General features: G+C 75.3%; 2 protein-coding genes and 1 pseudogene. All 3 read left to right on the forward strand.

From position 1 onward, the window contains the following. Nucleotides 1-642: pseudogene (locus AB0I76_RS29795) on the forward strand (lantipeptide synthetase); the annotation flags it as partial. A gap of 6 nt (nucleotides 643-648) precedes the next feature. Beyond that, nucleotides 649-768, forward strand: a complete 120-nt coding sequence (locus AB0I76_RS29800; RefSeq protein WP_357042434.1) for a SapB/AmfS family lanthipeptide — start codon at nucleotides 649-651, stop codon at nucleotides 766-768. Between the two features lie 75 nt (nucleotides 769-843). Further along, nucleotides 844-1,485: ABC transporter transmembrane domain-containing protein (locus tag AB0I76_RS29805; protein WP_357042437.1), on the forward strand; the 642-nt coding region annotated here is incomplete at its 3' end.

Raw genomic sequence — 1,485 nt, forward strand, 5'->3', positions numbered from 1 at the left:
CCGTACGCCGGGCTGCTGCGCGGCCGGACCGGCCCGGCGCTGCTGCTGGTGCGGCTGCACGAACTCACCGGCGACCCGGCCCTGCTGGACCACGCCGCCACCGCTCTGCGGCAGGACCTGCGCCGGTGCGTGACCCGTCCCGACGGCGCGCTCGAGGTCAACGAGGGCTGGCGCACGATGCCCTACTTCGGACAGGGCAGCGTCGGCATCGGGCTGGTCCTGGACCAGTACCTGCGGCACCGCGCCGACGACCGGTTCGCCGAGGCGAGCGCCGGCGTGTTCCGGGCCGCCCGCTCCCCGTTCTACGCCCAGTCCGGCCTCTTCGCCGGGCGGGCCGGCATCATCGCCTACCTCGCGGCGTACCCCGACGACCCCGACCGGCGGCGGGAGCTGACCGCCCAGGTCGCGCGACTGGCGTGGCACGCGATGCCGTACGCCGACGGCACCGCCTTCCCGGGCGAGCAGTTGCTGCGGCTGTCCATGGACCTCGGCACCGGCGCCGCCGGCGTGCTGTTGGCGCTCGCCGCCGCACGGCACGACACCCCGGCGGCCCTGCCGTTCCTCGCGCCCCTGACGGGCACCCCAGACCCCCTCGCGTCAGCGAGGGTGACCGACCTGACCGACCAGCACGGAAGGAGGTGACACGACATGGCGCTCCTCGACCTCCAGGGCCTGGAGATGGCCCCCGCCGACCGCAACGGCGGCGGTAGCCGGGCGAGCCTGCTGCTCTGCGGCGACAGCTCGCTCTCCGTCACGACCTGCAACTGATCAGGTCACCACGCGAGGCCCTGGGCGGATAGACGTATCCGCCCAGGGCCGCCGCACGTCTCTTCCGGAGGACTGATGCCGACGCTGACCGGCCCCGACCGGCTCCTGCGCCGGGTGGTCCGCGACGGCGGCGGATGGACGGTCCTGCTCGTCGCGGTCGCGCTCACCGGCGCAGCCACCGAACTGGCCCTGCCCGCGGCCGTCGGGCTCGCCGTCGACGCCGCCGTCGACGGCGACGGTTCCGCGTGGTGGACCGCCACGGCCTGCAGCCTGGTCGCCGTCCTCGTCCTCACCGACATCCTCGGGGACCTGGCCAGCGGGTACGGCGCCGCGCGAGCCACGGCCCGGCTGCGGCGGCGCCTGCTACGGCACCTGTTCGCCGTCGACGTGCGCACCGTCCGCCGGTACCCGGTGGGCGACCTGGTCGGCCGGCTCGTCGGACAGACCGCCGACGCCGGACAGGCCGGCACGGCCGTGGTGCTCGGTGTCGTCGCGCTGCTCCCGCCGGTCGGCAGCGTGGTGGCGCTCACCCTGATCGAACCGCTGCTCGGCGTCACCCTGCTCGCCGGGCTGGTGCTGCTCGCCGTGCTCATGCGCGCCTTCGTCACCGACGCCTCCGCGTCTCCAGCGCGGTCAGGTCACCCACGCAGGCCTCGTCTGTCCGCCCGCCGTTGTCGACCACGAGGACGTCACCCGGCGCCGCGTGGGCGTACGCCT

Origin of the sequence: Micromonospora sp. NPDC049799 (genome assembly GCF_040656655.1) — a bacterium.
Classification (GTDB): Bacteria; Actinomycetota; Actinomycetes; order Mycobacteriales; family Micromonosporaceae; genus Micromonospora.